Origin of the sequence: Micavibrio aeruginosavorus EPB, assembly GCF_000348745.1 — a bacterium.
Lineage (GTDB): Bacteria > Pseudomonadota > Alphaproteobacteria > Micavibrionales > Micavibrionaceae > Micavibrio > Micavibrio aeruginosavorus_A.
Genome location: NC_020812.1, coordinates 1,566,650 through 1,591,169, shown reverse-complemented (window position 1 = coordinate 1,591,169; position 24,520 = coordinate 1,566,650). Strand labels below are relative to the sequence as shown.

22 protein-coding genes and 1 tRNA gene are annotated in these 24,520 nt (G+C 55.3%); 17 read left to right on the top strand and 6 right to left on the bottom strand.

The window, feature by feature from the left end; genetic code table 11:
- Window positions 1–165 precede the first annotated feature (165 nt).
- The 4 genes from gyrA to A11S_RS07420 all read left to right on the top strand — a co-directional run bounded on the left by gyrA (window position 166) and on the right by A11S_RS07420 (window position 4,154).
- Window positions 166–2,907 (top strand): DNA gyrase subunit A, encoded by a 2,742-nt coding sequence (gene gyrA, locus A11S_RS07435; protein WP_015467889.1) that lies wholly within the window; start codon window positions 166–168, stop codon window positions 2,905–2,907.
- Window positions 2,907–3,368, top strand: a complete 462-nt coding sequence (locus A11S_RS07430) for an NUDIX domain-containing protein (RefSeq protein WP_015467888.1) — start codon at window positions 2,907–2,909, stop codon at window positions 3,366–3,368. Before gyrA ends, A11S_RS07430 begins: the two co-directional genes overlap by 1 nt.
- A complete protein-coding gene (coaD, locus tag A11S_RS07425; RefSeq protein WP_015467887.1) occupies window positions 3,365–3,883 on the top strand; it encodes a pantetheine-phosphate adenylyltransferase in 519 nt (172 codons plus the stop codon). The genes A11S_RS07430 and coaD overlap by 4 nt, the downstream gene beginning before the upstream one ends.
- Window positions 3,884–4,078: 195 nt before the next feature.
- Window positions 4,079–4,154, top strand: a tRNA-Lys gene (locus A11S_RS07420).
- Window positions 4,155–4,171: 17 nt separating this feature from the next.
- Here the strand turns inward: A11S_RS07420 and A11S_RS07415 are convergent.
- The 3 genes from A11S_RS07415 to A11S_RS11700 form a co-directional block, all read right to left on the bottom strand.
- Window positions 4,172–4,375 carry a hypothetical protein gene (locus A11S_RS07415; protein WP_015467886.1) on the bottom strand — a complete coding sequence of 68 codons (204 nt, stop codon included), beginning with the start codon at window positions 4,373–4,375 and terminating at the stop codon, window positions 4,172–4,174.
- 159 nt (window positions 4,376–4,534) lie between these two features.
- Window positions 4,535–5,254, bottom strand: coding sequence for a tRNA-dependent cyclodipeptide synthase (locus A11S_RS07410; protein WP_041802575.1), 720 nt, complete (start codon window positions 5,252–5,254; stop codon window positions 4,535–4,537).
- Complete coding sequence (locus tag A11S_RS11700) at window positions 5,251–5,913, bottom strand: helix-turn-helix transcriptional regulator (RefSeq protein ID WP_015467884.1); 663 nt, start codon at window positions 5,911–5,913, stop codon at window positions 5,251–5,253. The genes A11S_RS07410 and A11S_RS11700 overlap by 4 nt, the downstream gene beginning before the upstream one ends.
- A gap of 394 nt (window positions 5,914–6,307) precedes the next feature.
- On the opposite strand from A11S_RS11700, the gene A11S_RS07400 reads away from it, so the two are divergent.
- Genes A11S_RS07400 through A11S_RS07385 form a run of 4 tightly spaced genes read left to right on the top strand, consistent with a single transcriptional unit; the run spans window position 6,308 to window position 9,641 of the window.
- On the top strand, window positions 6,308–7,015 hold the full coding sequence (locus A11S_RS07400) for a DUF502 domain-containing protein (protein ID WP_015467883.1): 708 nt from the start codon (window positions 6,308–6,310) through the stop codon (window positions 7,013–7,015).
- Window positions 7,016–7,030: 15 nt separating this feature from the next.
- Window positions 7,031–7,984, top strand: a complete 954-nt coding sequence (cysK, locus tag A11S_RS07395; protein WP_015467882.1) for a cysteine synthase A — start codon at window positions 7,031–7,033, stop codon at window positions 7,982–7,984.
- The gene (gene cysE, locus A11S_RS07390; protein WP_015467881.1) at window positions 7,981–8,616 is read left to right on the top strand and encodes a serine O-acetyltransferase; all 636 of its coding nucleotides are present in this window, start codon (window positions 7,981–7,983) and stop codon (window positions 8,614–8,616) included. Before cysK ends, cysE begins: the two co-directional genes overlap by 4 nt.
- Before the next feature lie 17 nt (window positions 8,617–8,633).
- The gene (locus A11S_RS07385) at window positions 8,634–9,641 is read left to right on the top strand and encodes a hypothetical protein (RefSeq protein ID WP_015467880.1); all 1,008 of its coding nucleotides are present in this window, start codon (window positions 8,634–8,636) and stop codon (window positions 9,639–9,641) included.
- Window positions 9,642–9,717: 76 nt separating this feature from the next.
- Here A11S_RS07385 and A11S_RS07380 read toward each other — a convergent pair whose 3' ends face one another.
- Together A11S_RS07380 and recG are read right to left on the bottom strand one after the other, a co-directional pair.
- Entirely contained in the window at window positions 9,718–10,578 is an 861-nt protein-coding gene (locus tag A11S_RS07380) for a hypothetical protein (RefSeq protein WP_015467879.1), read from the bottom strand.
- A gap of 80 nt (window positions 10,579–10,658) precedes the next feature.
- A complete protein-coding gene (recG, locus tag A11S_RS07375) occupies window positions 10,659–12,803 on the bottom strand; it encodes an ATP-dependent DNA helicase RecG (protein WP_015467878.1) in 2,145 nt (714 codons plus the stop codon).
- A gap of 44 nt (window positions 12,804–12,847) precedes the next feature.
- On the opposite strand from recG, the gene A11S_RS07370 reads away from it, so the two are divergent.
- The 3 genes from A11S_RS07370 (at window position 12,848) to A11S_RS07360 (ending at window position 14,648) form a co-directional block, all read left to right on the top strand.
- Entirely contained in the window at window positions 12,848–13,126 is a 279-nt protein-coding gene (locus A11S_RS07370; protein ID WP_041802573.1) for a succinate dehydrogenase assembly factor 2, read from the top strand.
- Between the two features lie 79 nt (window positions 13,127–13,205).
- On the top strand, window positions 13,206–13,622 hold the full coding sequence (locus tag A11S_RS07365) for a hypothetical protein (protein WP_015467876.1): 417 nt from the start codon (window positions 13,206–13,208) through the stop codon (window positions 13,620–13,622).
- Window positions 13,623–13,730: 108 nt separating this feature from the next.
- Window positions 13,731–14,648 carry a nitrilase-related carbon-nitrogen hydrolase gene (locus tag A11S_RS07360; protein ID WP_015467875.1) on the top strand — a complete coding sequence of 306 codons (918 nt, stop codon included), beginning with the start codon at window positions 13,731–13,733 and terminating at the stop codon, window positions 14,646–14,648.
- Window positions 14,649–14,669: 21 nt separating this feature from the next.
- Here A11S_RS07360 and A11S_RS07355 read toward each other — a convergent pair whose 3' ends face one another.
- Window positions 14,670–15,461: a hypothetical protein gene (locus tag A11S_RS07355; protein WP_015467874.1), complete on the bottom strand. Its 792-nt coding sequence runs from the start codon at window positions 15,459–15,461 to the stop codon at window positions 14,670–14,672.
- Window positions 15,462–15,675: 214 nt separating this feature from the next.
- Here A11S_RS07355 and mfd point away from each other — a divergent pair, with 214 nt between their 5' ends.
- The 6 genes from mfd to A11S_RS07325 all read left to right on the top strand — a co-directional run bounded on the left by mfd (window position 15,676) and on the right by A11S_RS07325 (window position 24,489).
- A complete protein-coding gene (gene mfd, locus A11S_RS07350; RefSeq protein ID WP_015467872.1) occupies window positions 15,676–19,215 on the top strand; it encodes a transcription-repair coupling factor in 3,540 nt (1,179 codons plus the stop codon).
- A gap of 101 nt (window positions 19,216–19,316) precedes the next feature.
- Entirely contained in the window at window positions 19,317–20,546 is a 1,230-nt protein-coding gene (locus tag A11S_RS07345) for a Glu/Leu/Phe/Val dehydrogenase dimerization domain-containing protein (protein WP_158497194.1), read from the top strand.
- An 87-nt stretch (window positions 20,547–20,633) separates the two neighbouring features.
- Window positions 20,634–21,050, top strand: coding sequence for a hypothetical protein (locus A11S_RS07340; protein ID WP_015467870.1), 417 nt, complete (start codon window positions 20,634–20,636; stop codon window positions 21,048–21,050).
- A 54-nt stretch (window positions 21,051–21,104) separates the two neighbouring features.
- Window positions 21,105–22,181 (top strand): aminoglycoside phosphotransferase family protein, encoded by a 1,077-nt coding sequence (locus tag A11S_RS07335; protein WP_235067573.1) that lies wholly within the window; start codon window positions 21,105–21,107, stop codon window positions 22,179–22,181.
- 108 nt (window positions 22,182–22,289) lie between these two features.
- The gene (locus tag A11S_RS07330; RefSeq protein WP_235067565.1) at window positions 22,290–23,240 is read left to right on the top strand and encodes a prephenate dehydratase; all 951 of its coding nucleotides are present in this window, start codon (window positions 22,290–22,292) and stop codon (window positions 23,238–23,240) included.
- A gap of 31 nt (window positions 23,241–23,271) precedes the next feature.
- A complete protein-coding gene (locus A11S_RS07325; RefSeq protein WP_015467867.1) occupies window positions 23,272–24,489 on the top strand; it encodes a pyridoxal phosphate-dependent aminotransferase in 1,218 nt (405 codons plus the stop codon).
- Window positions 24,490–24,520: the final 31 nt, after the last annotated feature.

Genomic DNA, 24,520 nt, shown 5'->3' with positions numbered 1-24,520 from the left:
ATACGTTTAATTACAATGCGTTATGTGTGATTTTGCGGGGCTGGAAAAGCCCCGCTTTTTGCCATTTTGGCGTTGTTTGAAGGTGGCAAAAATGCTACTTAATGACCTTGAAATTTCACAAGAAAACCAAGCGTTTCCGCCGTTTTTGATAAAGGCCGTAGAACAATGACCGATACCGCGACCCAGGATCCGATTCTCCCGACCGTTTCCCTCGAAGACGAGATGAAGAAATCCTACCTCGATTACGCGATGAGCGTGATCGTGTCCCGTGCGCTGCCCGATGTGCGCGACGGTTTGAAGCCGGTTCACCGCCGCATCTTCTTCGCGATGAAAGAGGGCGGGTACACGTCCGATAAATCCTACAAGAAATCGGCACGTATCGTCGGTGACGTCATGGGTAAATACCACCCGCACGGCGACTCCGCGATTTACGAAGCCATGGTTCGTATGGCGCAGGATTTCTCTCTGCGTCTGCCGTTGATTGATGGTCAGGGTAACTTTGGTTCCATGGACGGCGATCCGGCTGCGGCGATGCGTTATACCGAAGCGCGTCTGGCCAAACCGGCCGAAGCCCTGTTGGATGATATCGACAAGGACACGGTTGAATTCCGCCCCAACTACGACGAATCCACGCTGGAGCCGACCGTTCTGCCGGCACGCGTTCCGAACCTGCTCGTCAACGGGGCGGGTGGTATTGCCGTTGGTATGGCCACGAACATTCCGCCGCACAATTTGGGCGAAGTGATTGATGCGTGCTGTGCCTATGTCGAAAACCCGGATGTGACGACCGAAGATTTGATGGCTCACATTCATGGGCCGGATTTCCCGACAGGGGCGCAAATTTTGGGCCGCATGGGCATTAAATCCGCTTACATGACCGGTAACGGGTCCATCATGATGCGCGCGAAATGCTCGATTGAGGATATGCGCGACAAACGCGAAGCCATCATCGTGCACGAAGTGCCGTATCAGGTGAACAAGGGCCGCTTGCTCGAACGCCTGGGCGAAGTGGGTCGCGAAAAAATCGTTGAAGACATGGCGGAAATTCGTGATGAATCCGACCGCGACGGTGTTCGTATTGTTATCGAGCTGAAGAAAAACGCCATCGCCGATGTTGTTTTGAACCAGCTGTACAAACATACCCAACTGCAAACATCATTCCCGTGCAACATGGTGGCCCTGAACCATGGCCGCCCGCAAACCTTGCTGTTGCGCGATTTTATTTCCGCCTTCGTGAAATTCCGCGAAGAGGTCATTACACGCCGCACAATTTACGAACTGGGCAAGGCCCGTGACCGGGCGCACGTTTTGGCCGGTCTGGCTGTGGCCGTTGCGAACATCGATGAAATCATCGCTGTGATCCGTAACGCCCCGAACCCGGCGGAAGCCAAAGAAAAACTGTTGTCCAAGCGCTGGCCGGCGGGCGATGTCGCCCCGTTGATCGCGTTGATCGACGATCCGGAATATCTGGTCGATGGTGCCGGGACATACCAAATGTCCGAAGTTCAGGCGAAAGCCATTCTGGACCTGCGCCTGCACCGTTTGACCGGTCTGGAACGCGACAAAATCGGCGATGAATTGAAAGAAATCACCGATGCCATCGCCGAATATCTGGCCATTTTGGGCAGCCGTGAAAAATTGTTGGCCGTTCTGACCAACGAATTGATCGAGGTGAAAACCAAATTCGGCACGCCGCGCCGCACGGAAATCGTCAACGCGGAATTCGAAGAAGATATCGAAGATCTGATCCAGCGTGAGGAAATGGTGGTGACCATCACCAACAGCGGTTACGCCAAACGCGTTCCGCTGGACACCTATCGCGCGCAACGCCGTGGTGGCAAGGGGCGCAGCGGTACGGGCCTGAAAGACGAAGATTTCGTAACCGATCTGTTCGTGGCCTCGACCCACACGCCGTTGCTCTGCTTCACCAGCCGTGGGATCGTGCACAAGCTGAAGGTCTGGCAATTGCCGCTGGGCACGCCGCAGGCCCGGGGCAAGGCTCTCATCAACATGCTGCCGCTGGAGGAGGGGGAGAATATCTCCGTCATCATGCGTCTGCCGGAAGATGAAGAAATCTGGGATACGATGGATATTATCTTTGCGACCAGCAAGGGCAACGTCCGCCGGAACAAATTGTCCGATTTCCGCTCCATCCGCTCCAATGGCCTGATTGCCATGAAGCTGGAGGAAGAGGGCGAGAAGCTGATCTCCGTCAAAATCGCACGCGAAGACGACGATATCCTGCTGGCCACCCGTCTGGGCAAGGCCATCCGCTTCCCCGTTGATGACGTTCGCGTCTTCTCGGGCCGGACATCGACCGGTGTGCGCGGCGTGAAATTGGCCAAGGATGATGACGAAGTTATCTCCATGTCCATCCTGACCCATGTTGAGGCGACCGCCGACGAACGCACGGCCTATCTGAAGATGGCCAACAAATTGCGTGGCGCGGACGAAGAGGGCGTGGAATTTGAAGGTGGCGACATCGACTTGTCCGAGGCCCGTTTCAAGGAATTGCAGGAAAAAGAACAATTCCTGCTGACCGTGACGGCCAAGGGCTTTGGTAAACGGACATCGGCCTATGAATACCGTTTGTCCGGTCGTGGTGGTCAGGGTGTGACCAACATGTCCCTGACGGCGAAGAATGGCGGGGAAATGATCGCCACATTCCCGGTCACGGACGAACACGAAGTGATGCTGGTGTCCGATGCGGGCCAATTGATCCGCATGCCGGTCCATGACGTCCGCTTCACGGGCCGCAGCGCCCAGGGCGTGACCCTGTTCAAGGTTTCGGAGGGTGAAAAAGTCGTCTCCGTCGCCTGGTTGATCCGTGAGGAAGGGGACGATGCCGCCATCGATGGTGACGCCGCGGCTCCGGCCAACGATACCGACGCACCGGTTGAGGAATAATGGCGAAATACACCGCGCCACAAGTTGCCGGACGGGCCCTGATCGTTGATCGGGGCCGTCTGCTTTTGGTGCGCGGGGATGGCGATGGCACGTTTTGGACCCTGCCGGGTGGGCGGGCCGATCTGGGCGAGGATATTAAAACCTGCGTCCGACGTGAGGTGTATGAGGAAACGGGGCTGATCGTTTCTGTCGGCGATATGTATGCCGTATCCGAATATTATGACGCTGCTGAAACGTTTCACACGTTACAGGTCCATTTCATCTGTGCCATTGAATCCGGCGCGGTTCAGGATGGCTGGGTAGACCAGGGCGGTGCGGTTGAAGAAGTGCGTTTTTTCACCCACGAGGAATTACAGGCGGTGGACATCGTGTTCCCCAATTTCCTTCGTGATGGGGCGTGGCGCGATGGCCTGGGGGCTGTGCGTTACATGGGAATGAATCTGAAAGGAACAAGCAAATGACCCAAGATCTGGATAGCAAACACCGCGTCGGCGTTTACCCCGGCACGTTTGATCCGCTGACCAAGGGGCATCTGCACATTATTCAACGCGCCAGCAAGATGGTGGACCGTTTGATTATCGGCGTGGCCGGGAACGTACGCAAAGGGCCGTTATTCACCATTGATGAACGGATTGATCTGGTGAAAACCGATATCGCCAATATGCATGATAAATATTGCGAGATTGAAATACGACCGTTCAGCAATCTGTTGATTGATTTCGCCAGTGACGTTGGGGCATCGTGCATTATCCGGGGCTTGCGCGCCGTGTCGGATTTTGAATTCGAATTCCAGATGACGGGTATGAACGCCAAGCTGAACCCGGACATTGAAACCGTGTTTTTGATGGCCTCGGACAAGTGGCAGTTCGTATCCTCGTCCTTTGTGAAGGAAATCTGCTCGCTGGGTGGGGATGTATCGGGTGTGGTGACGCCCAATGTCGAATCCCGGATGAAGGCCAAATTCGGCCTGAAATAGCCTTTGGGCCACGGCTCCGCCCCGTATGGGTGGGGCTGTGGGGCTGAAAAATCCCAAAGATTCCAATATTTTCAAAAAAAATGCAGTTCTTTGGGATTGTTTTGAAAAGAAACCTTGACGAAGGGCCCATGTATTCATATTTTGCATCGGCCTAATATACGCACCCAGCCACTACGGGGCGTTCGCAACGGGTAAGACTGCTTAGCTCAGCCGGTAGAGCAACTGACTTTTAATCAGTAGGCCCAGGGTTCGAATCCCTGAGCAGTCACCACCCTCTCTTCCCAAACATCAATATAACTTCAACGTTGTCTCCGGCAGGTCCTGCGGGATCGTCACGCTTGGGTCCGGCCGTCCATCCTCCCCACGCAGCGGGGCGAGGGGTTCCAAAGCCATGGTCATGCACAAGGCCATCACGGTGCCGAATGCGATGATGGCGCTGAGACTGGATGAAAACAAAATGATGCCCGGCGCATCGGGGCCAAGATGAATCATGGGCCTTCTCCATGCTGGCTTTAACGTCGTGACTAACGTGGCGCATATCGCATTGACGTCAACGTCATAAAAAACAAAAGAAATGGCGTGACAGGAAAATCATGTCACGCCAGTGCGTTATGTTTTTGTGGGGAATTAGGGGCTAGTTTTAGAGATATTTTATGCGGCTTGACTAATCAAGCACGTCTCGGCCCCGCGTACATCAGGGGTGTGTGTACATTTGCTGTCAAAATTATAGACGATCATGCGTACATATTTTGAATTCTTGATGCCTTGCGGAACAGAGGCAACTTGTCCGGCGCGAACCATTTTAAAGGATTCGTGTTGCTTGCCTGGATAAATGACGGCAGATGGGTGCTCTGTGTAAAGGATAGAGTGTGCTGCCAGCTCTTCCAGCATGTATTCAACAGAATTCTCTATGCTTTCGATACCCGATGACGGTTCAGAATTTTTCCGCTTATAAAATTTTGATACGTCACCCAGTAAGGCGTCGCGGAATGCCGGTTGCGTGTTATACGCATGGCGGAACTGATTAAGATTTGGGATGAAGTCCGGATGATTCAGCCATGTCTGCCAATGTATAATTTTGGTCGGTATGGATATAGATTGGATTATATCCATGTTATTGCGGAGCCATTTGCTCCCGTCTTCTTGGGATAGTTTAAATGCAACTTCAGGGCTGTATCCCGCCGAAATATAGTTGTGCCGATACAGGAGGTCAGAGAAATCGAGAATACAGTTCTCAAAATTTTCTTGAACCCAATTCAACATGCCATGCAACGCTTCGCCAACATGGTTCTCGCTGTGCATGCTAATGCCAACGCAGGCGGTTTTGTACTCTTTCCAGATGGAAAGGCTTTTGGGGGCAACCTTCATCATTGGGTTTTCTCCTCATACAGAATCTCTGCTGTGGAGGTTGTCGGAATTTGTCCAACAGACCAGAAAAACTCAAAAATCCTTGTGGCTTCGGCGGAAATTGATGGCTCTCGAAGGATGATAACCTTCCAAACGTCTTTCCAGCTTACGAGATAAGCGATGCAGTCACCGAAAATAACTTTGACGTCGCTGTCGACGAAAACGGATTTGGGCATATACCGATACTCGCCCAAACTCCCCATTAAATAGGTGTCATTTTCCATGACCAGTGAGCGCATACGTATGCCAGAGCGGCGAATGGCACGCAGTTTTTCAATGACTTCCGGCGGGGATCGCGTTTCATCTGATCCGCTAAAAAGGACTTCGCCCTTTGATTTGGCCAAGGTGCGAAAAACATCGTCCAATAATTTCAGATAGCAGTCGTCACCTTCGAAAATGGTAACCAAGTCTTGTTTCTTCCGCACACCCCCATCAATAAATTCAATCCCCGCATCTTCAAACGCCTCGATAATGGCGGCTTGGGTTTGGGGGGTGGGGTTGTGTTTGCCGGATTCGATGTTGCCAATGGACGGCGTGGCCATGTCGACTCGCTCGGCGAGATCGGCCTGGCTCCAGTTTTTTAAGGCCCGGGCGGCGCGGATTTGGTCTGCGGTAATGGCCACGTGCGTCAAAACCTCATAAAAGGGCAGTTTCCTGCGGTTTTTAGCTAGTCGGTCTGTTATACATTATTTTTTATAGCGTGGGAACTTATTTTTTATCAAAAATAATGTTGACGCGCTATGGAAAACTATGGTTTATATCGCCTTACGTTTGGAATTATAGCGTTTATTGGTATCTCCCCATACACACACACCAATAAATGCTTCACACACCAAACGCCGTGGATAGCTTCCCCCAAGCCCCACGATAAAAAAGACCCCCTGAAGGCCCACACACCTTCAGGGGGTCGCTTTTTGCGCGTTTTGCGCATGTGCACTGGTCATCGGGCGCGGACATGGTATCTTTTCCATGATCCTTTTCGCGTAATTCCACCTTGTCTTTCAGGAGATGTGGCGCATGACCACCGAACAGCCGCAAACCACCCCCAACCAACCGCAGGAGCGTGAGCCGTTCCATCTGAGCGTCTTTGCAAAAATTCGCGGGTATTTCCTTGCGGGTATTTTGGTGACGGCGCCGATTTCAATCACGCTGTATCTGACATGGGTGTTTCTGAAATTTATCGACAGCCAAGTGTCGGCCATTATTCCCGCGCATTATTACCCGCAAACCGCGGTGCCGGGGTTGGGGTTGATTATTGCGGTGGCGTTTTTTATCACCATCGGGTGGTTCGCGCGGAATTTTATGGGCCGTGTGGTCATCAATATTTCGGAATATATTGTTGACCGTATGCCCGTTATCCGCACGTTGTACGGGGCCACGAAACAGGTTTTTGAAACGGTGATGGGCGCGCAATCGCAAGCCTTCCGCGAAGCCGTCATGTTTCAATACCCGCGTCCCGGCATTTGGGCGATGGGGTTTGTGACCGGATCGACCAAAGGCGAGGTTCAGCGCTTAACGGATGATGAGGTGGTGAATGTGTTCCTGCCCACCACGCCGAACCCGACATCGGGCTTCCTGTTGTTTATTCCGCGTAAAGACTTAATTTTCTTAGAAATGAATGTTGAAGACGCAATCAAGATGATTGTTTCCGGCGGCATTATTACCCCGCCGGACCCCACATCAAACCCGCCGCAACCGAAGAACGGGAACGGCAAGAAAAAATAGTTGAGGAGACAAAGCATGACCGAATTTCGTGGAAAAATTTATGACTCGGTCATTGATACGATCGGCGCAACGCCCATCGTGCGATTGAAACGCCTGTCGGAAAAATATGGTGTGACCGCCGACATCGTGGCCAAGCTGGAGTTTTTTAATCCGCTGGCGTCGGTTAAGGACCGGATTGGTTTTGCCATGATCGACGCGGCGGAGGCCGCGGGGGAGATTACACCCGGTAAAACTGTTTTGATCGAACCCACATCGGGGAATACGGGCATTGCCCTTGCTTTTGTCGCGGCGGCGCGTGGATATCGCCTGATTTTGACCATGCCGGAAAGCATGTCGGTGGAACGCCGGAAAATGCTGAAACTGTTGGGGGCGGAACTGGTCCTGACCCCGGCGGACAAGGGCATGAAGGGCGCAATTGCCAAGGCGGATGAATTAAAAGCCGAATATCCCGACAGTTTCATCCCCGGGCAGTTTGATAATCCCGCCAATCCAGCCATTCATGAACGGACCACGGCGGAAGAAATCTGGAATGATACTGATGGTATGGCCGATATTCTGATTTCCGGCGTGGGGACGGGCGGGACGTTGACCGGCGTGTCGCGCGTGTTAAAGGAACGCAATCCCGGTTTTAAAACCATCGCCGTCGAACCCGCGGCCAGCCCGGTTTTGTCCGGTGGTGAACCGGGCCTGCATAAAATTCAGGGAATTGGTGCCGGTTTCGTGCCATCCATCCTGCAAACCGATTTGATTGATAAAATCATCAAAGTCGAAAACGATGATGCCGTCAAAATGGCGCGTGAGGTGGCAAGGGTCGAAGGGCTGCCCGTCGGCATTTCGTCCGGCGCGGCGTTGTGGGCGGCAATACAGGTGGCCAAAGACCCCGCCAATGCGGAAAAAATGATCGTTGTGATTATTCCATCCTTTGCCGAACGCTATTTGTCGACCGTTTTGTTTGAGGGGCTGGAATGAATTTAATCGCGGGATTACAGGATTTCATTCGCTCCATTCGTGACCGCGATGCCGCGTGTCCGACATGGGCCGAGGTTGTGTTTTGTTATCCCGGCTTTCATATCCTGACGATCTTCCATCCGCTGGCGCATTTTTTGTGGGCCCATAAATTGCGCGCGCTGGCACGGTTCTGGATGTATGTCGGACGGTGGATCACGGGCATCGAAATCCACCCGGCGGCGAAAATCGGTAAAAATGTTTTTATCGACCATGGTACGGGCGTTGTCATCGGGGCCACCGCGACAATTGGGGATGAATGCACCATTTATCACGGTGTTACATTGGGCGGTACCGGGCATGGCCCGCAATGCGGCAAACGCCATCCGGATATCGGCACCCATGTCATGATCGGGGCCGGGGCCCAGATTTTGGGCCCGATCAGCGTCGGCGACAACGCCGCCATCGGGGCCAATTCTGTCGTCACGCGCGACGTGCCGCCGGGGGCCACCGTCGTCGGCATTCCCGCCCGCATCACGGGGCAGAAAGATAAAGACACAGAAGTCTATTACGGCTTGCCCGTCGGTGATGCCGCGGACGACGACCGCGTGTCCGTCCGTGTGATGGCGGAAAAGTGGAAAGGGTCGGGGATTTAATCTCGAAAGGGGGGGGCGTGCGATTTTCTTATAAAGCATATTTTTTATTATCAATTGCCTGTTTTTCAATTTTCCTTTGTTCCATCAAGGCGTCGCACGCATTTTTTGACTCTGGTAAAGATCGTGCCAGTGCGGAGATCATGCTGGATGATCAAGTTTACACGCGCGGTGATTTAATCGCGGCTTTCTTGAATTCCGCTTTTTCGAACCGTTTTTGGAACGACGATGTTGTAAATAAGGACGGATCATCGCTTTTTGGAGCGATGGTTGGTTATTATATGAAGGGTGAAAACGGCACTTACGAAACGGAGAAGAAATATCGCCCATGGATTGCGGATCATATTCATCGTCCCAATGGGTGGCCTAAATCCGGTGTTGTAAACAAATGGCCGCAATCAAAAATATCTGTGGCGTTTGGGTGGCCTGCTTATTCACAGGGGCAAAATTTTTCCAGTATCAGTCCTTATAATAAAAAAGAGGGCGACAAACTGTATTCTTCTATTGAAAAATCTGTCCGGAAAACCATTCCCCAATTATCCGGGGGGGGAGCGCCTTCTTTGACGTTCATGCCCATGGGAGACGTCGATGACGCGACGGAAAATTATGCAAGAATCCGAATTGTTCCAACAAATTCGCTAAAGGCGCGTTACGTCAATAATCCCGGGGTTGATAGCTACCAGGTTGAACTGCAAGAGCGCGGGCTTTGGGGTGGCGTTATGATTGATGCATCTGATCCGTTGATGGAGGCGTATATTCTGCCAGATCATAACAACAATATTGATCTTGTGGTTTGCAAAATCAATCTGTCTGCAACGGAGGGTGATGTTGACCGATTGGTCCCGAAGTGCCTTATGAGTGCGTTGGGATTGCCGGAATTATCTAAAGTGCAAAGCCCTGATAGTGTGGGCTATGCCACGGCTTATCAAAAATATCTTCTTAAATTACTTTATTGCCCCGCGATCAAGTCGGGCATGGATAAGGCCGATGTGTTTCAAGTGTTAGCCGACAGCGGTCGTTGTTGGTAGTATGCGTATTGAGCGGAATAAAAAAGGGACGGGGTGAATAACCACCGTCCCTTTTTTATCTGTTTGTACGGCTGTATTACGCCGGGGCAAAGGTCCGTTGATAGGCCGGTTTTTGTTCAGGTTCGTCTTCGTCCGGTGTGGCGGTGATGGGGCCGACGCCGTTGCGTTGGGCGATCCATCCCTGAATGTCGGATTTCAAACGTGCGATCGTTTCTGCATCTGCGTTTGGTGCATTGTTCACCGGCAATCCGCATTCCTCGGCCATCAGGCTCAGGATCAAGCGGTCCTTGGCATTGCCGCGGACATCTACGCCTTCTTCGCGCAAAGATGGATCCGTCATGGCGATCAGGGTCATTTCATAGGCCGTGGCGAATGACACATCGTTGTTTTGCGCGAAAATATGGTCGCGGGAGACGGAGATGAAATCATCTGCGCCCTTGGCTTCGAACGATTTTTCCAGCTCAACTGTAACCGTCACTGTCTTCGCCAGTTCTTCGACGTAATACGGATTGACGGTTTCCTGCTCGAACACTTTGCACAGGACGCTTTGCAAGTGGGCCATGCGGTTGAACATATCACGCAAGGATTCACGTTCCGCATCCGGGCGTTCGGCTTCGGCGTTGATCGCGGCATCCTCGGCCATGGTGCTTTGCGGTTCGGCGGGGCCGAAATCGGCTTCGATAAATTCGCCTTCGATCGCATCATCATCGCGGCGGGCGGAGCCGAATGTCTTTGTGCCTTCTTCTTCATGCACCTGGTTCAGGCGGATCAGTGCGTTTTCCATCGCTTCTTCGCGGCGGCGGCGAGCGATGCGGTCATCTTCGCTTTCTTCTTCTTCATTGCGGCGAACAAACCCAACGGCATTTGCATTGGTGTCTTTGTCTTCGTCGCTATTGTCGTCCGGGTTTTGACCGTTTTGGGGAACCAGATTTGTCATGGCCTGCCTCTATTATGAAAGCCGTTAAATATGCGGTGACGCATCTTAATCAATTCGGAAAAAGGGCGCAAATTCTGCGCTTAACCGGACCTAAGATATTGAATCGCTTGATCTCTTTCAAAGAGATAAAGCAGGTGGCGCAGGGCGTTGCCCCGGGGGCCTTTCAGGTCCGGGTCTTTGTCGATGATCAACCGGGCATCATCCCGGGCGGTGGCCAGCAATTCGGCATGGGCCGACAGGTCCGCGAGGCGGAATGTGGGCAAGCCGCTTTGCTTGGTGCCGAGGATATCGCCACTGCCGCGCAGTTCCAGATCTTTCTCGGCGATCAGGAATCCATCTTCTGTATCGCGCATGGTGGCCAATCGGGCCTTGCCATTATCGGAGAGGGGGCCAGAGTACAGCAGGAAGCAAAATGATTTATCCCCGCCGCGTCCCACGCGCCCGCGCAACTGGTGCAACTGGGCCAGGCCGAACCGTTCAGCATGTTCGATAATCATAATGGTGGCTTCGGGTACGTTCACGCCCACTTCGATCACCGTCGTAGCGACGAGGATGGAAAGATCGCCGCGGGCGAATTTTTCCATGACATCGTCTTTTTCCTGTGGCTTCAGCCGCCCATGGACAAGGCCGACACGATCGCCAAAACGGGCCTGCAGAATATCGAACCGTTCTTCGGCGGCGGCCAGATCCATCACCTCGGACTCTTCGACCAGCGGGCAAACCCAATACACACGGGCCCCCGTGGCAATCTGGCGGGCGACGCCGTCAATCATTTCATCCAGCTTGTCCTGGGACATCAATCGCGTGTCCACGGGTTTACGCCCCGGTGGTTTTTCATTCAAGCGGCTGACATCCATATCGCCATAGGCGGTCAGGGTCAGGGTGCGCGGGATCGGCGTTGCGGTCATGACCAGCGTATCCACACCCTTGCCCTTGGATGCCAGTTGCAGGCGCTGGTGAACGCCGAAACGATGTTGTTCATCAATCACGGCGAGGCCGAGGTCGGAGAAAATAACGTCATCCTGAAACAAAGCATGGGTGCCGATCACCACTTGCGCCGCGCCGCTGGCGATTTGTTGCAGGAGCAGGTCGCGGGCTTTGCCCTTGTCGCGGCCCGTCAGGATGACGAAACGCACCCCGGCGGCATCCAACCACGGTTTCAAACTTTGCGCGTGCTGGCGGGCGAGAATTTCGGTCGGGGCCATCAACGCCGCCTGCGCGCCCGCATCAATGGCATTCATCATGGACAGGGCGGCTACAACGGTTTTGCCGCTGCCCACATCACCTTGGAGCAGACGCAACATGCGTTCATCGCTGCCCATATCGGCGTCAATTTCGGTCAAAGCCTGTTTCTGCGCGCCCGTCAATTCAAACGGCACGGCGGCCAGAACGCGGGCGCGGTGCGGGCCGTTGGTGTTATAGGCGCGGCCATTCACCTTGCGTTGGCGGTACCGCACCAGCGACAGCGCCAATTGGTTGGCCAGCAATTCATCATAGGCCAGCCGCGCGCGGGCGGGGTGCAGCGGCGATAACCCGTTTTCGCCGGGTGGATTGTGCAGGACGCGCACGGACTCATCCCAAGCGGGCCAGTGCTGGCGCGCGAAATAGGCGGCATCCTGCCATTCCGGCAATTGCGGAACGGCGGGCAGGGCGGAATGGATGGCCTTGCGCACGGCCTTGTTTGTAACGCCAGCGGTCAGGGCATAGATGGGTTCGATGGTGGCGATGGCATCCTTGTCCTCCAGCGCGCCCAACGCGTCGGGGTGGACCATTTGCAACTGGCCTTGATACGCTTCAACCTTGCCACTGGCGATGATGGTGGCACCCAGCGGCATGTTTTTTTCGATGTAATCCTTATGCGCGTTAAAGAACACCAGATCAATGGACCCCGTATCATCCGTGCATCGCACGCGATAGGGCAGGTTGCGCCGCGTGTTCGGCGTATGTTTTTCAACGCGCAGGGTGAGCGTGGCGGTTTTACCGGGCAGGGCTTCGGCCAGCGTGGGGGCGTACCGCCGATCAATAAAGTCGATGGGCTTGTGCCAGAGCAGGTCGAGGATCTTCGGTCCGCCGACCAGCTTCTCCAGCAATTTGCCATTGCGCGGGCCAATACCGGATAAAACGGTCAATGGCCGGAACAGCGGGTCCAGCGCAAAAGGCCGCCCGATGGATTTGGGCGGTGGTGCGGCTTCGGCATGTTCGGGCTGGCTGGAGTTATTGGTCATGGGGGGATTTGACCAAAATATGGGGGGCGGGTAAAGTCGCCATTATGAACACGCACCCTTCCGAACCCGTTGACGATCTGCGCCGCCGCCTGATGTATCAATCCGATCATCGCGGAACCAAGGAAATGGACATCATTCTGGGCCGTTTTGCCCGGGATTATGTGCCCGGCTTCTCGGCCGCGGAACTGGCCGATTATGCTAATGTCCTGCAATTGAACGATGTGGATTTGTATAACTGGGTCACGGGACAAGCCACGCCCCCCGCCAATCTGGTTACGCCGGTGCTGCAAAAACTGCTGGATCACCAGCCGTTTGATCGCTGATTATATTGACATAACGCCCGATCCGCGTTTATGCTCCTCTTGTGCCATGCGGTAATGGCGGGACAGAGGGCTTAAGGCGATGAAATCATTAAAAATTTTGAAAGAAAAGGCCTTGGCCGAGGCGCATCGCGCGGCGGATATTGCTGCCTTGCGGGCCGACTCTGCCCGCATGCATTTCAACGCCGTGGCGGGGCAGGCGATCCGGGCGGTCGATTTGTCCGATGTTTTGAACCGGGCCGTGGCGCACGGGTTGGTCAACCGGACGGGGATGGAAAATTCCGGTTTGAAATACCCGCGCCGGGAACGGGGCCTGCTGGCGGAAAACGCCACAGTGTCGGGCAAGGATGCGATTGATACGCTGTACCATATTTTTGTTCAGGCCCGTCGGGCGGACAATATCCTGAAAAATCCCAACGGCTATACGCTCAGCCCTTGCCGCCGCCTTTATGGTGTTCGCAAAGACGGACACGGCGGATGGGCCCCTTTGTTTGATTGACGCTTTGGCTCAATTCCGTGTCGGAATGTGTTGAAACTTGGCGGCGGCAATGGTTTATTGGCGCCGCAATATAATCCCCTTTGACCTGTAGCAGACTGGTGTAATGAGATGACGACCAATACCGAAACCATGACGATTGCCCATTGGGTTGCCAACTATGCCACACCCGTAAAATCCGCCCAGGATTGGTGCGATCTGGTGGAGCGCCAGCTGGAGCGCGCGAAGGCGGAAAAGGCTGATGTGCTGCTGATCCCGGAATATTGCTCGGAAGGGATGTTGCATTACGCCCCGGCCGATCTGGCCCCGACGGGCGAAGTCGAATGGATGGCGGGCCAAGCCCAGATCGTTCAACCGATCCTGCAAGAGTTGGTCAAGAAAACGGGCGTTGCATTGGTGGCGGGCAGCATGCCGTGGCCGCATGACAGCGGCAATGGTTTTACCAACCGTTGCTGGTTCCTGTTCCCGGATCGCGAAGCGGCGTTCCATGACAAGCTGGTCATGACCCCGTTTGAAAAGGACCCGGCATCGTGGGAATTGGAAGTCGGCAAGGATATTAAAATTATTGAATGGCGCGGTTTCCGCCTGTCCATCCTGATCTGCCTCGACATCGAAATGCCAGCGCTGTCCTGCAAAATGTCCACGTTGGACATTGATTTGATTTTTGTGCCGTCGCAAACGTCGAAACCGTCGGGTTATCACCGCGTATTCGGCTGTGCCAAGGCGCGTGCCGTTGAAATGCTGACCGCGCTGGCCGTTGTCGGTTGCGTGGGTGCGCCGACCCTGGCCGGGAAAAAGCGCGACACGTATCACAGTGGGGCGTCCTTGTACCTGCCGTGCGAAGAAGCGTTTGGTTACACCGGGATCTGGGCGGAAATCGCCGTATCCCCGGGCAAGGATTTGCCGGGTGAGATGCTGATTTCCCGTGATGTGCCGTTGGGCCAAATTCGTGCGATCCGCCATGGCAAACCGGAAGTCTGGCCGGGCCCGTGGAATGCCGATGGCGTGGAAATTAAAGAAGCGGCTTAATTTCAGCCGCTTCTTAAAGACTTAAACGAATTTCAAAGATTGAACCGCCGCCTTGTCCAACAGGGGGGCGGTTTCCTTTTGCGGGGTGTTGTCGTTGGCGGCCTTCGCGCGCCATTCCGCCAGTTCCTGCATCATGTTCCGGTAATGCGCGATCTGGGTGTGGTCGAAGTTGGGCAGGGCTTTGTTAAACTGCGCCTTGACGAAATCCAGCGCGGCATCCGGGGTAGCATAGCATCCGTCCACCGGATAATTGTACAAATTCATGGTGTCGCAATAATCCAGATGGGCGTCCAGCGGCGGCTGGACATAGTTAAACGGCACTTCACGTGCGCCCCACGACGTAAACAGGCGTATGCGGGCGCTGGGGTCCATGACATCGTTCTTTGCATCAATCACGGCGGGGTCGTGACATTCAACAAACACACCGCGCAATGATGCATTCTGGTTGGCGGACATTTGTTTCAGCGATTCAATCCGGCTGTGGACCAGAATTTTTCCAATGCCTTCGCCTTTGGCGTTCGGACACACGGCGTTATAGGCCAGCAACCCGACATGTTCCGGATGAAAGTGATAGGCCACGGCAATGCCCTTGACCACGCGGTCCGGGCCATTGGAGGTCAAATTGTTTCCGGCAATGTTCACGATGGCCTGTACGCCCGGAACGGCGCCGCTCATCAAGCCGTGGATTTGTTCCAGGCTTTCGCGTTCGTTCACATCGGGGAAGGCCGGGATGTAAATTTCATTGTAGGCCTGGGCAAGGGCGTTAAACAGATCCTTGCGATCCTTTGTCACATTGGCAAATTGCAGTCCCATACGACTCGTGTCCTGTTTTTGACGCAGTTGGATTGGTTGTTTTTGTCTGCTGCGGCACAGTATTTATCCCAATCCGTTTTTTGTCGCCATCTTTTTTGTCATAGTGCACTGATTTTATTGGGGTATTTGTTGCGGTGCAAAAAGTCAGGTTCGGCGGGCGCGCGGCCAGAAAAAACCTTTGATCTGAATGGATTGGGGGGGTACAAAACCGCCTATGTCCGGCGCTTCTGAACCATCATCCAAACCTGCATCAACCTTGCGGACCCTGTTTGGGGCACCCGAGGGGATGGATGCGCGCATTCTGGCGGACCGGGCGCGGGCGCTGATGCCCGATGACCGGGTGCTGATTCATGTCGCGATGGATGATGCCCGCGTGGCGGAACTGGCCGACCTGCTGGCGTTTTTTGCGCCGGATGTGCAGGTGGTGCAATTCCCGGCGTGGGACTGTTTGCCCTATGACCGTGTATCACCCAACAACGATATCGTCGCGCACCGCGTAGCGGCGCTTTCAACCCTGATCCATTGGGACCAGCAGAAAGAACGGTTTCCGCGCCTTATCCTGACTACTGTGAATGCGGTGACGCAACGCGTGACACCGCGCGCCGCACTGGAAGGGGCCAGCTTCATCGCGCGGGTCGGCGAACGGGTGAGCGTAGATTCACTGATGAATTTCCTGGGCCAGAACGGCTATGTCCGCACCGATACGGTGCGCGAGGCGGGCGAGTTCGCGCAACGCGGCGGTATTATCGATCTGTTCCCGCCGGGCTATGATGACCCGCTGCGCCTTGATCTGTTCGGCGATACGCTGGAGGGCATTCGCACCTTTGATCCCGCCAGCCAGCGCACGGATAAGAAATTGTCGCATTTTGCCCTGCGCCCAGCGACAGAATTTTTCCTGAACGACGATTCCATCGCCCGGTTCCGCGCCCGTTACCGTGATTTGTTCGGTGTGGTGCGCAACGATGACCCGCTGTACGAAGCCGTATCATCGGCGCGCCGTTATAACGGTATGGACCATTGGTTGCCGTTGTTTTTTGATCGGCTGGATACGCTGTTCGATTATGCGCCGGGTGCGTCCGTTACGGTTGATCATCTGGCCGAACAATCCCGCGCCGAACGTCTGGCGCAGGTGGAAGATTTCTACGCCGCCCGCCGCACGCTGGAAGATTCCGCCAAGGACAAGAAGAAAGCGCGGAAAGAGGGCAGTGATGTGTCCCTGTCCGGGACCATCTATCACCCGGTTCCCGTCAATGATTTGTATATTGGCACCGATGAATGGCGCCGCTTGGCCGCCAATGAAACGCAATTATCACCCTTTGGCGCTGCCGACGAAGCGGGGATCGATGATGCGGGCGGACGCAAAGGGCGCGATTTCGGCGATATCCGCGCACGCCCCGATGCCGATGTCTTCGGCGAACTGGCGAACCATGTCGCCCATCTGCGTTTGGAAAAAGGCCGCAAGATTGTTATCGCGGCCTACAGCCCCGGATCGCGCGAACGTTTGCGCAGTTTGATGACCAATGCGGGCTTTGCCAATTTCAAGGATTGCGATCATTGGGATGACGTCAAATCGCTGAACCCCGGCCAGACGGGCATGGCCATCCTGACGCTGGAAAACGGATTTGTGTCGCCTGATCTGGCCATTCTGACGGAACAGGACATCCTCGGCGACCGTATGGCGCGGCGGAAACAGAAAAAGCGCAAGGCCGATAATTTCCTGACCGAAGTGTCATCGCTGACGCCCGGCGATCTGGTCGTTCACGTCGATCACGGCATTGGCCGTTTTGAAGGGCTGGAAACCATTTCCGCCGCCGGAACCGTGCATGATTGCCTGAAGGTCGTTTATGACGGGGGCGATAAATTGTTCGTTCCCGTGGTGAATATCGAGGTTCTGTCCCGTTTCGGCAGTGACGAGGGCACGACTCAGCTGGATAAACTCGGTGGGGCCGGGTGGCAGGCGCGCAAAGCCCGCGTGAAGAAAGATTTGATGCGCATGGCGGAGGGGCTGCTGAAAATCGCCGCCGCCCGCATGATGCAGCGAAGCGAAAAACTGCATGTCAGCGATGGCATCTACGACGAATTTGTGTCCCGTTTCCCGTATCAGGAAACGGATGATCAATTGCGCGCCATCATGGATGTGATGGAAGATTTGAATACCGACCATCCAATGGATCGTCTGGTCTGCGGCGATGTCGGGTTTGGCAAGACGGAAGTGGCCCTGCGCGCCGCCTTTATCGCCGCCATGTCGGGGGCGCAGGTGGCGTTGGTCGTGCCGACCACGTTGCTGGCACGCCAGCATTACCAGAATTTTTCAAAACGCTTTGCCGGGCTGGGCCTGCGCATCGAACAACTCTCCCGATTTGCCAGCGCCCGTGATGCGGCAAAGGCAAAAGACGGTTTGCGTGATGGGGATGTGAGTATCGTCATCGGCACGCACGCGCTGTTTTCCAAGAGCGTGAAGTTCAAAAATCTGGGCCTGTTGATCGTTGATGAAGAACAACGGTTCGGTGTGAAGCAGAAAGAATATTTGAAAGAAATCAAAAATAACGTCCACGTTCTGACCCTGACGGCGACGCCGATTCCGCGGACATTGCAGATGTCGTTGACCGGGGTGCGGGATTTGTCGTTGATGGCGACGCCGCCGGTGGACCGGCTGGCCGTGCGCACCTTCGTTTTGCCGTTTGATCCGGTCGTGATCCGCGAAGCCTTGTTGCGTGAACATTATCGCGGTGGGCAGAGTTTCTATGTCTGCCCGCGTATCAAGGATCTGGACGAAGTCGAACGTATGCTGAAAGAGCTGGTGCCCGAGGTCAAAGTTATCGCCGCCCATGGCCAGATGAGCACGCAGGAATTGGAAGACCGCATGACGGCGTTCTATGACGGGCAATATAACGTCCTGTTGGCCACCAACATCATTGAAAACGGGATTGATATTCCCACCGCGAACACCATTGTTATCCACCGATCTGATCTGTTCGGCCTGTCCCAGCTTTATCAAATTCGCGGCCGGGTGGGGCGGTCGAAATTGCGCTCCTATGCCTATCTGACCTACGCCCCGGACCAAAAATTGTCCCCCACCGCGCAAAAGCGGCTGGAGGTGATGGAAACACTGGATACGCTGGGCGCAGGGTTCCAATTGGCCAGCCATGACATGGACATTCGCGGGGCCGGGAATTTGCTGGGCGAAGAACAATCCGGTCATATTCGCGAAGTGGGCGTGGAATTGTATCAGCAGATGCTGGAGGAAGCCGTGGCCGAAGCGCGCGCGGGTTCCGAATTGGGCGCGGCCCCGCATGAAGAACGCTGGTCCCCGCAAATCAATATCGGTACATCCGTATTGATCCCCGAAAATTATGTCGAGGATTTGAACGTGCGGATGAGCCTCTATCGCCGTCTGTCCGAACTGGAAACAAAATCGGATATCGAAGGATTCGCCGCCGAACTGATCGACCGTTTCGGCCCCGTGCCGGACGAGGTCGAAAACCTGTTGCAGATCGTCGAAATTAAACAACTCTGCCGCGCCGCGCATGTGGACCGGGTGGATGCCGGGCCGAAGGGGGCCGTCATCGGATTCTATAAAGACGCGCCGCCAAACCCGGTGGCCATCATGCAATGGCTGCAATCCAAAGCGGGGTCGATCAAGCTGCGCCCCGATCAAAAACTGGCCGCCGTCCGGTCTTGGGACCGCCCCGCCCATCGGGTCCAGGGGATTCAGGGCCTGATCCGCGAATTGGCGGGTCTGGCAACCACCTGAAATCATTATGTTGCACCGCCCTGTGACCGCCTTGCTGAGGGTTGTGCGGGCGTGCGAAAATCCGTCCATTCTTTGAAAAACAAATGGATCAGGGTTTTCACATGACCAACAATGCCGCGCTGGATCGGGCCGCCGTCACGGGTTCTGAATTTCTCAATGAACTGGACAATTTGAAACAACGCTTCGCCGCGATGAAACCGGAATTCGAAGTGACCGTGCGCGACCCTGCGCTCGGTGTCGAAGGGCATGTGGTCGTCTGGAACACGAAGATCAGTGCGGGCGGGCCGTTGCAATTTTCCGGCAAGGGCGGCACGCGCATCACGCCGAACCTGACGCTGGACGAAGTGCGCATGTTGGCGCGGACCATGGCGCTGAAAAACGCGGCGGCCGGGTTGCCGTTGGGTGGGGCGAAATCGGGATTGTGCGCCAATTCATCCGCCGATGGATTTGAAACGCAATATCGTCGGTTCGTTTCACTGTGCAAACCGTTCCTGCATGAAAATGGCGGGGTGTTCGGTGGGTTTGGGTTTGATATTGGTGGCAAGCCGGAACATGCGCTGTGGGCATGTGATGAATTGCAATCCACACGTAGTTTTACCGGCAAACCTGTCCACATGGGTGGCACCGATTACGACCGTGAAGGCATTGCCGGATTGGGTGTGGCGACGGCGGCGAAGGCCTTTCTGGACTTGAATCAAAACGATCTGTCCTCTGTCCGCTTTGCGGTGCAGGGCATGGGGGCCATGGGGGCGGCGGTTCTGCGGTATTTCAGCGAACACGGTGCGCAACTGGCGTCCATGGCTGATCCGAAATATGGCGGCACATGGGTGTTTGAAAAACCATTGTCGGGTGATTTGCGCGATGCGCTGATCCGCATGGATTTTGATGCGGCCACCGGATTGTTACCGATGGAGGGCACGCTCACTTCCGTCGATGCGGCGGATGTTCTGTATCACGATGTTGATGTGGTGTTCCCATGCGCCGTGCAAAATGTGATCACGGATGACAATGTCGGGCGCATTCAGGCCCGTCTGGTGGTCGAGGGGGCCAATGGCCCGGTCAGCGACTCCGCGCGTTTGGCCCTGCACGATCGGGGCGTCATGCTGATCCCGGATTTCATTGCCAACCCGGGGGGCATTATTGCGGCCTTTGTCGAGCTGACCCATGATGCGGGCGACAAGGTGGCGGCGGCCAAATCCATGACGATCGCAAAAATTACCGAAAATGTGGGGCGTGTGGTCGATCTCGCCTGTCTGCACAATGTGGCCCCGGTGCAGGCCGGGTTATATCTGGCGCTTTCACGAATTTTTGATTTAAAAACAGTTGGTTAGTGTTTTTGATCTTCCCGGTTTTGACGCGGGCGTAAACTGTGTCAAACTGGAGGAAGGATCAAAGACAGGCCATCGGAGGGCCAGACCATGAGCCGTGAATATGCCGAAAGCCGCATCCGGGAGGCCCTGCGCCTGTCACGTGGAAATGCCACCAAGGCCCGTCAGCAAGTGATCGCGTGGAGTTATGAAGACCCGCGCTTGCTGATGGCGCTGGCGCAACCACACTTAACCGGTATCGTGGCCCACGCCGTCAATCGCGTTGTCGAACACCCGGAAGGCGCGATTATTGACGAGGACATTCCCGCCACGCCGCGCACATTGGATATGGCCCCCGATACATTCGGCAAGGAAATATTGAAAGCGTTATCCGGTGCGGGCACGGCCATTTTCGGTCACGAAAGCGGATCACCCGCGTTGTCCGGCCGACGGAAGAAGGCTTCGCAATCGCATATTGACGCGTTGAAGAAGTTGGCGGGGCGCACACCGCCTGCCGATAAAAAATAGAATAAGATTTCTTCAATGCCCAAATCAAAATCCAAACCAACTGCGTCCCCATCCATGACTCCACTCGAATGGTTTAATGCCCGCCATGCTTTGCGTGCGGATTTCTTGTCACGTGCCGGGTGGGGGGATGCCAGCATTCATCCCGTGGGTGAAGATTCAGCGTTCCGCCGTTATGTTCGCTTGCAAAAGCCGGATGGTGAAACCCGCGTTTTGATGGAGGCCATGCCCGACGGCCACCCGATGGCCACGCCGGGTCATTCGATTAGCGATTTTCTGCGCATCAGCGCCTATCTGCGTTCCATCGGCCTTCGCGCGCCCACCGTGTATGATACGGATGCGGCGGAAGGGTACGTGCTGATCGAAGATTTCGGCGATGTGTCCTTTAAACGGGCTTTGGAAACAGGCGCCGCGACACGCGAAGATCTGTACGCCCTGGCCACCGATGCATTGATCGCCCTGCGTCAACGGGCAAAGGTTGGCGATATAAAGCTGCCTGATTATTACGCCAGCCACGTGCATACCGGCCGCCGCCGTTTGGTGGATTGGTATATGCCTGCGGCGTTGGGGCGGAAGAATATTGATGGCATCGTCGATGATTACCTGGCCGCGTGGGACAAAATTGAACAATCCCTGCCGCCGGTGCCGCGCGGGTTGCTGCATATCGATTATCATTTCGAAAATCTGATGTGGTTGCCGGGGGCAAATGATCTGAACCGTTGCGGTATTCTGGATTTTCAGGGCGCAATGACGGGGCCGGCCCCGTATGATCTGGCCAACCTGTTGGAAGATGCGCGGGTGGATGTTCCCGTTGATCTGCGCAATGCCATGTTGGATCGGTATTGTGCGGATATGACCGATGATGAACGTGATATTTTCCGCGCGTGGTATCGCGTGCTGGCGACGCAATTCCATTGCCGTGTTCTGGGGCAGTTTATCCGCCTGGCCGTGCGCGATGGCAAGGACCGGTATCTGGCCCACTTGCCGCGTTTGGCCGGATATATCCGCGAGGGGTTGAAGGACCCGCTTCTGGCACCGTTGGCCGATTGGGCGCAGGGGGCGGGGCTGGATTTCACCGTTATCCCGGTTGTTTCCGCGGATACGGCAAAACTGATCCGTCCGGACGCGTTTTAAGGGCCGTTTTTACGCATAGGCGCTGTTGCATCGCCGTACTTCCCATAGTAAAAATTCACGGTCACTTTTACCGGATGGGATATCTTGGGCGATACGGAAAACAAGCCAATGCGGGTCAGTTATCAGGGCATCAAGGGATCATTCTCTTATCGCGCCTGTTCCGAATATTTCCCCGGCGGGTATTACCAGGGCTATCGCGGATTTCAGGACGCGTTGAACGCCGTTGAAAACGGCGATGTCGATTTCGCCATGATCCCGGTTGAAAACTCCACATCCGGCCGGGTGATGGAGGTTTATAACCTGCTGCCTGAATCCGGTTTGTTTATCGTTGGTGAACATATGGTGCCGATCCATCATTGTTTGATGATCCCGCACAAGGCCTTTCGTGGCGCACCGCCGGAAAATATGACCACCAAAGACATCGTCGCGTGGAAAGAAAGCGATTTGAGCGCGGAGGAGGTGGCCGCGGCTCTCTCATCCATCCGCGAAGTGCGCAGCCACCCGCAGGCCTTGTCCCAGTGCCGCAAATTCATGGCCGACAATTTGCCGCGTGCATCGGCGAAGGAATATTACGACACGGCGGGGGCCGCGCGTGCCATTGCCAATTCCATGTCACCGGACATTGCGGCGATTGCATCCGAAGATGCGGCGGATCTGTACAACATGACGATCTTGCAGAAAAATATTGAAGATGTGGATATGAACACCACGCGCTTCCTGGTTCTGGCGCGTGAATCGCTGGCGGCGGGGGCCATATCCGGCCCGGCGATCAGCTCGATCCTGTTTGAAACCGCGCACAAGCCGGGGGCGTTGTTCCGCGTTCTGAACGTGTTTGAACGCCACAATATCGACATGACCAAACTGGAAACATACATGGCCGGCCCGGCGCGGCCCAATCCGACATTCTATGTCGATGTGGGTGCGAACATGACGGACCCGGCGATGAAACCGGTTCTGGATGAATTTGCGGGCCACACCGCCGCGATGCGGATTATGGGGTGTTATCCCGCCAGTAATTTACGCGGGCATGGCAATCCGTTCCTGCCCGTTGCCGCTTAAACAGTTTTAACCTCTGAAGGAGATCTGAACCATGTCTATTCTGGCCTCTCGCCTGTCGAAAATTAAACCGTCACCGACCATTGCCGTGACGACCAAAGCCGCCGAGCTGAAAGCTGCGGGCCGTGATGTGATTGGCTTGGGTGCGGGTGAACCGGATTTTGATACGCCGGAGTGGATTAAGGACGCCGCCACCGCCGCGATGAAAGCCGGGCAAACGAAATACACCGCTGTTGACGGTACGCCTGCGCTGAAAAAAGCGATCTGCGAAAAATTCAAACGCGAAAACGGTATTGATTACACATCGGATCAAATCACCGTTGGTACAGGCGGGAAACAGGTTTTGTACAATGCCATGATGGCGTCGCTGAACCCGGGGGATGAAGTGATTATCCCGGCACCGTACTGGGTGTCCTATCCGGACATGACCATTCTGGCCGAAGGCACGCCGGTGTTCGTTGAATGCGGTGAACAGCATGGCTTTAAACTGCAGCCGGGCGATCTGGAGCGCGCCATTACGCCGAAAACCAAATGGTTGATCCTGAACTCCCCGTCCAACCCGACCGGGGCCGCATACACGAAAGCCGAGCTGAAAGCTTTGACGGATGTGCTGATGAAACACCCGCATGTCTGGCTGATGACGGACGATATTTATGAACATCTGGTCTATGACGGATTTGAATTCGCCACTCCGGTGCAGGTTGAGCCGGGCTTGAAAGACCGCACCTTGACCGTCAATGGCGTGTCCAAGGCCTATGCCATGACCGGCTGGCGCATTGGCTATGCCGCGGGCCCGAAAGAACTGATCAAGGCGATGGGCGGCATTCAAAGCCATTCCACGTCCAACCCGTCATCGATCTCGCAGGCTGCCGCCGTGGCCGCCCTGAACGGGGACCAAACATTCCTGAACGAATGGCGCCGCGTGTACAAGGAACGCCGCGATCTCGTCGTGGGTATGCTGAACCAGGCGGATGGCATCACATGCCCGACACCGGAAGGCGCGTTCTATGTCTACGCATCCTGCGCCGGGTGCATCGGTGCGGAAACGCCGGATGGCAAGGTGATCCAGTCCGATAGCGATTTCGTGACCTATCTGCTCGAAACCGAAGGCGTTGCGGCGGTACAGGGGGCGGCGTTTGGTTTGTCACCGTATTTCCGCATTTCCTATGCCACGTCGAACAAGGATTTGACCGAGGCCTGCACCCGCATCCAGCGCGCGTGCGCGGCGTTGAAAAAACGCGCGGTTGCGTAACAAAATCTGATATGGGAATGAAAAAACGGCC

Excerpts from the sequence above, each read along its gene's own strand:
- gyrA (WP_015467889.1), top strand. The coding sequence starts at position 166 with ATGACCGATACCGCGACCCAGGATCCGATTCTCCCGACCGTTTCCCTC.
- A11S_RS07430 (WP_015467888.1), top strand. The coding sequence starts at position 2,907 with ATGGCGAAATACACCGCGCCACAAGTTGCCGGACGGGCCCTGATCGTT.
- coaD (WP_015467887.1), top strand. The coding sequence starts at position 3,365 with ATGACCCAAGATCTGGATAGCAAACACCGCGTCGGCGTTTACCCCGGC.
- A11S_RS07415 (WP_015467886.1), bottom strand. The coding sequence starts at position 4,375 with ATGATTCATCTTGGCCCCGATGCGCCGGGCATCATTTTGTTTTCATCC.
- A11S_RS07410 (WP_041802575.1), bottom strand. The coding sequence starts at position 5,254 with ATGATGAAGGTTGCCCCCAAAAGCCTTTCCATCTGGAAAGAGTACAAA.
- A11S_RS07400 (WP_015467883.1), top strand. The coding sequence starts at position 6,308 with ATGACCACCGAACAGCCGCAAACCACCCCCAACCAACCGCAGGAGCGT.
- cysK (WP_015467882.1), top strand. The coding sequence starts at position 7,031 with ATGACCGAATTTCGTGGAAAAATTTATGACTCGGTCATTGATACGATC.
- cysE (WP_015467881.1), top strand. The coding sequence starts at position 7,981 with ATGAATTTAATCGCGGGATTACAGGATTTCATTCGCTCCATTCGTGAC.
- A11S_RS07380 (WP_015467879.1), bottom strand. The coding sequence starts at position 10,578 with ATGACAAATCTGGTTCCCCAAAACGGTCAAAACCCGGACGACAATAGC.
- recG (WP_015467878.1), bottom strand. The coding sequence starts at position 12,803 with ATGACCAATAACTCCAGCCAGCCCGAACATGCCGAAGCCGCACCACCG.
- A11S_RS07370 (WP_041802573.1), top strand. The coding sequence starts at position 12,848 with ATGAACACGCACCCTTCCGAACCCGTTGACGATCTGCGCCGCCGCCTG.
- A11S_RS07365 (WP_015467876.1), top strand. The coding sequence starts at position 13,206 with ATGAAATCATTAAAAATTTTGAAAGAAAAGGCCTTGGCCGAGGCGCAT.
- A11S_RS07360 (WP_015467875.1), top strand. The coding sequence starts at position 13,731 with ATGACGACCAATACCGAAACCATGACGATTGCCCATTGGGTTGCCAAC.
- A11S_RS07355 (WP_015467874.1), bottom strand. The coding sequence starts at position 15,461 with ATGGGACTGCAATTTGCCAATGTGACAAAGGATCGCAAGGATCTGTTT.
- mfd (WP_015467872.1), top strand. The coding sequence starts at position 15,676 with ATGTCCGGCGCTTCTGAACCATCATCCAAACCTGCATCAACCTTGCGG.
- A11S_RS07345 (WP_158497194.1), top strand. The coding sequence starts at position 19,317 with ATGACCAACAATGCCGCGCTGGATCGGGCCGCCGTCACGGGTTCTGAA.
- A11S_RS07340 (WP_015467870.1), top strand. The coding sequence starts at position 20,634 with ATGAGCCGTGAATATGCCGAAAGCCGCATCCGGGAGGCCCTGCGCCTG.
- A11S_RS07335 (WP_235067573.1), top strand. The coding sequence starts at position 21,105 with ATGACTCCACTCGAATGGTTTAATGCCCGCCATGCTTTGCGTGCGGAT.
- A11S_RS07330 (WP_235067565.1), top strand. The coding sequence starts at position 22,290 with ATGCGGGTCAGTTATCAGGGCATCAAGGGATCATTCTCTTATCGCGCC.
- A11S_RS07325 (WP_015467867.1), top strand. The coding sequence starts at position 23,272 with ATGTCTATTCTGGCCTCTCGCCTGTCGAAAATTAAACCGTCACCGACC.